Origin of the sequence: Kribbella sp., assembly GCF_035687465.1 — a bacterium.
GTDB lineage: Bacteria > Actinomycetota > Actinomycetes > Propionibacteriales > Kribbellaceae > Kribbella.
In genome coordinates this window covers 1-3,704 of sequence record NZ_DASRXP010000708.1, presented here as the reverse complement: position 1 = coordinate 3,704, position 3,704 = coordinate 1, and the positions used below count along the sequence as shown (strand labels likewise).

At 66.6% G+C, this 3,704-nt stretch carries 5 protein-coding genes; 4 read left to right on the top strand and 1 reads right to left on the bottom strand.

From position 1 onward, the window contains the following. The 3 genes from VFG33_RS38670 to VFG33_RS38660 form a co-directional block, all read left to right on the top strand. Positions 1-702: MFS transporter (locus VFG33_RS38670; RefSeq protein ID WP_325058006.1), on the top strand; the 702-nt coding region annotated here is incomplete at its 5' end. Further along, on the top strand, positions 699-1,487 hold the full coding sequence (locus tag VFG33_RS38665; protein WP_325058005.1) for a cyclase family protein: 789 nt from the start codon (positions 699-701) through the stop codon (positions 1,485-1,487). The genes VFG33_RS38670 and VFG33_RS38665, both read left to right, overlap by 4 nt. Further along, positions 1,484-2,416, top strand: a complete 933-nt coding sequence (locus VFG33_RS38660; RefSeq protein WP_325058004.1) for a fumarylacetoacetate hydrolase family protein — start codon at positions 1,484-1,486, stop codon at positions 2,414-2,416. Before VFG33_RS38665 ends, VFG33_RS38660 begins: the two co-directional genes overlap by 4 nt. On the opposite strand, the gene VFG33_RS38655 is transcribed toward VFG33_RS38660, so the two are convergent. Then, positions 2,417-3,283: an oxidoreductase gene (locus tag VFG33_RS38655; protein WP_325058003.1), complete on the bottom strand. Its 867-nt coding sequence runs from the start codon at positions 3,281-3,283 to the stop codon at positions 2,417-2,419. A 112-nt stretch (positions 3,284-3,395) separates the two neighbouring features. On the opposite strand from VFG33_RS38655, the gene VFG33_RS38650 reads away from it, so the two are divergent. After that, positions 3,396-3,704, top strand: a 309-nt coding sequence (locus tag VFG33_RS38650; protein ID WP_325058002.1) for a TetR/AcrR family transcriptional regulator, incomplete at its 3' end; no start/stop codon positions are given.

Genomic DNA, 3,704 nt, shown 5'->3' with positions numbered 1-3,704 from the left:
GTGATCGTGCCGTTGCTGATCATCGGCTTCTACTTCACCGAGTCCGCCGAGTGGATCGAGCAGAAGAGCACACCGGTGAAGGTGACCGAGATCTTCTCCTCCGACCTGCGCCGCAAGACCCTGCTCGGCACCGCGGTGGCGTCGCTGGCCCTGTTCGGCTGGTGGGGCGCGTCGACCTGGCTGCCGACCTACCTGCAGACCAACCGGGGCATCCCGAAGGCGACTGTCGCCCTGTTCATGACCGTCCTGAACATAGGCATGTTCGTCGGCTACAACGTCTTCGGGCTGATCGCCGACCGGATCGGCCGCAAGTACGCCCTGGTCCTGTCGCTGCTCGGAGTCGGCCTGACGCTGCCGTTGTACGTAGTAGCAGCCGACCGTACTGCGTTGCTGTGGCTGGGCCCGCTGTTCGCGTTCTTCGCTGCTTTCAGCGGCATCTTCGGCGCCTACCTCGGTGAGCTCTACCCGACGCGGGTCCGGGCGACCGGCGCCGGATTCTGCTTCAACGTCGGCCGTGGGGTGTCCGCCTTCGCTCCGTTCGCGCTGGGTGCGTTGGCCACCGGAGCGGGCCTCGGCACCGGACTCCTGCTGTGTGCCGGGATCTTCCTCTGCGGCGCGGCCGTGATGACGGCGCTGCCCAACCTGGGCGGCACTGCACGGGTCTCCGCACGCCCCGCGCTCGAAACCGAAGGAGCAGCATGACCACCTTCATCGACATCTCGGTGCCACTGATGTCCGGTATCGCCTCCGACCCGCCTGGTGGGACACCGGAGATCGAGTACATCGGCCACCAGGACAGCGTGGCGGACGTCCTGGCCCACTTTCCCGGCGCCGGGCCTGAGGTCCTGCCGGACGGTGAGGGCTGGGCGATCGAACGAATCAAGCTGACCACCCACACCGGCACCCACATGGACGCGCCGTACCACTACGCCTCCACGATGGACAACGGCCAGCGCGCGATCACGATCGACGAAGTACCGCTGGAGTGGTGTTTCCAGCCCGGCGTGAAGCTGGACTTCCGGGAGTTGCCCGACGGCTACGTGGTGACGCCGGACGACATCGATCTGGAACTCAAGCGGATCGGGCACATCCTCAGCCCGCTCGAGATCGTCGTGATCAACACCAGCGCGGGTGTCCGGTACGGCGAGGACGACTACCTCGCCCGCGGCTGCGGCATGGGCCGGGATGCCACCATCCACCTGCTCCAGCAGGGCGTCCGGGTCACCGGCACGGACGCGTGGAGCTGGGACGCGCCGTTCATCCATACCGCACGCAAGTACTCCGAGACCGGCGACGGCTCGCTGATCTGGGAAGGCCACAAGGCCGGCCGCGAGATCGGCTACTGCCATCTCGAGAAACTGCACAACCTCGAAGCGCTGCCCGCCACCGGCTTCAAGGTCTCCTGCTTCCCCCACAAGATCCACGCCGCGTCCGCAGGCTGGACCCGGGCCGTGGCCATCATCGACGATCCCGAGGAGAACTCGTGAAGTTCGCAGCGCTGCTACTGGACGGCCTGTACCGGCGGGCACTCGTCCACGACGACCGTCTGCATCCGCTTCCGGCCGGCACCGATCTGTTCGAAGTACTGGCCGCCAAGCCGAGCGAGCAGGAAGTGCTCAGCCGGTGTTCTGCGCCCGTCGCCCTGGACGAGCAGGCTCTCCTGCCACCCGTCAAGGCATCGTCGATCCGCGACTTCATGGTCTTCGAGCAACATGTCGAAGGGTCGTTCCAAGGGATCCGGGAGCCGGCAGTCGTGCCCGAGTGGTACGACGTCCCGACCTTCTACTTCACCAACCCGTACAGCCTGATCGGTCCGCGCCAGCCGGTCCCGGTGCCGCCGGGCTGCACCCTCCTCGACTACGAACTGGAGATCGCCGCCATCATCGGCACCGAGGGCCGTAACCTGCCCGTCGAGGAGGCGGAGAAGCACATCGCCGGCTACAGCATCTTCAACGACTGGTCGGCCCGCGACCTCCAGATCCACGAGATGCGGATCGGCCTCGGTCCGGCCAAGGGCAAGGACACCTCTTCGACCCTCGGGCCGTACCTGGTCACACCGGACGAGCTCGAGCCGTACCGGCAGGGTGACCGTTTCGACCTCACCATGTCGGTGTCGATCAACGGAACCGCCATCGGCAAGGACTCACTGGCCAACGCGGCCTGGTCGTTCCCGGAGATGATCGCCTACGCCAGCCGCGGGACCGTAGTACGGGCTGGTGACATCCTCGGCTCCGGCACCTGTGGCAGCGGCTGCCTGGTCGAGCTCTGGGGCCGCAATGGCGGCGAGCGGGTTCCCCCGGCCCTCGCCATCGGCGACACCGTGACCATGCAGGTCGATGCCCTCGGCACCATCGAGAACACCGTCGTCCCCGGGGACCAGGTCCATCCTGTCCCTCCGGCTCGCCGCCTTGGTTAGCTACTTGCCGATGGTGTCGAGTTCGGCGATCGCGTCCTCGGGCAGGACCAGGGAGGCTGCGGCGAAGTTCTCGCGCAGGTGGGCGACCGACGACGTACCGGGGATGAGGACCGTGGTCGCCGAGCGCTGGAGCAGCCAGGCGAGGGCGACCTGCTGGGCGCTCGCGCCGACGCGGGCGGCGACCTTGGTCAGCGTCTCCGACTGCAGCGGGCTGAACCCGCCGAGCGGGAAGAACGACGCGTAGGCGATGCCCTCCGCCGCACAGCGGTCGACGAGGGCATCGTCGGCCCGGTTGGCCAGGTTGTAGAGGTTCTGCACAGTGACCACCGGTGCGATCGCCTGCGCCTCGGTCAGCTGGACGTCCGAGACGCCGCTCAGGCCGAGGTGCTTGATCAGACCCTCCTGCTGCAACTCGGCCAGCGCAGTGAACTCCCTGGCGAGCGAGTTCTGGGTGACCTCCTCGTGCCCCGGTGCGCGGAGGTTGACGACGTCCAGCACGTCGAGGCCGAGGTGCTCGAGATTCTCCCGGACCTGCGCCTTGAGGTCCTCGGGCTCCAGAGACGGGTTCCAGCTCGCGTCGTCGCCGCGCCGGGCGCCGACCTTGGTGACGATGTGCAGGTCCTGCGCGTAGGGGTGCAGGGCTTCCTTGATCAGCTCGTTGGTGACCACCGGACCGTAGAAGTCGCTGGTGTCGATGTGGTTGATGCCCAACTCGACGGCGGTTCGCAGTACGGCGATCGCCTCGTCGTGGTCCTTCGGCGGGCCGAACACGCCGGGGCCGGCCAACTGCATCGCGCCGTAACCCATCCGGCTGATGGTCAGATCGTCGGCGAGCTTCAGCGCGCCGCCGGGAAGATTCGTGGTCATGTCGCACCTTCGGGGTCGATTATTGACTAACTGGTTACCCAAAAGAAGCGTACAAGTGGTTAACCAGTTAGTCAATTGCTACCCTGGGGCACCGAGAGCTGGAGGTGAACTGATGGGTAAGGCCGAGGCGACCAAGGAGCGGATCCTCGAGGCGGCGATGGCGGAGTTCTCCGCGTACGGCGTGGCGGGAGCGCGCGTCGACCGGATCGCGAGGACGGCCGGGTGCAACAAGAACCTGATCTACGTCTACTTCGAGAACAAGGAGACGCTGTTCACCACAGTGCTCGAGAAGCACCTTTCCAGGGTGTACTCCGACCTGGTGGTCACGCCCGACGATCTCCCGGGCCAGGCCGGCCGGGTCTTCGACTTCGCGATGGAGAATCGTGACCTGATGCGGCTGCTGGCGTGGTCCAACCTGGAG

Bases quoted from the DNA above. Each gene is read 5' to 3' on its own strand.
- VFG33_RS38655 (WP_325058003.1), bottom strand. From the start codon at position 3,283: ATGACCACGAATCTTCCCGGCGGCGCGCTGAAGCTCGCCGACGATCTG.
- VFG33_RS38665 (WP_325058005.1), top strand. From the start codon at position 699: ATGACCACCTTCATCGACATCTCGGTGCCACTGATGTCCGGTATCGCC.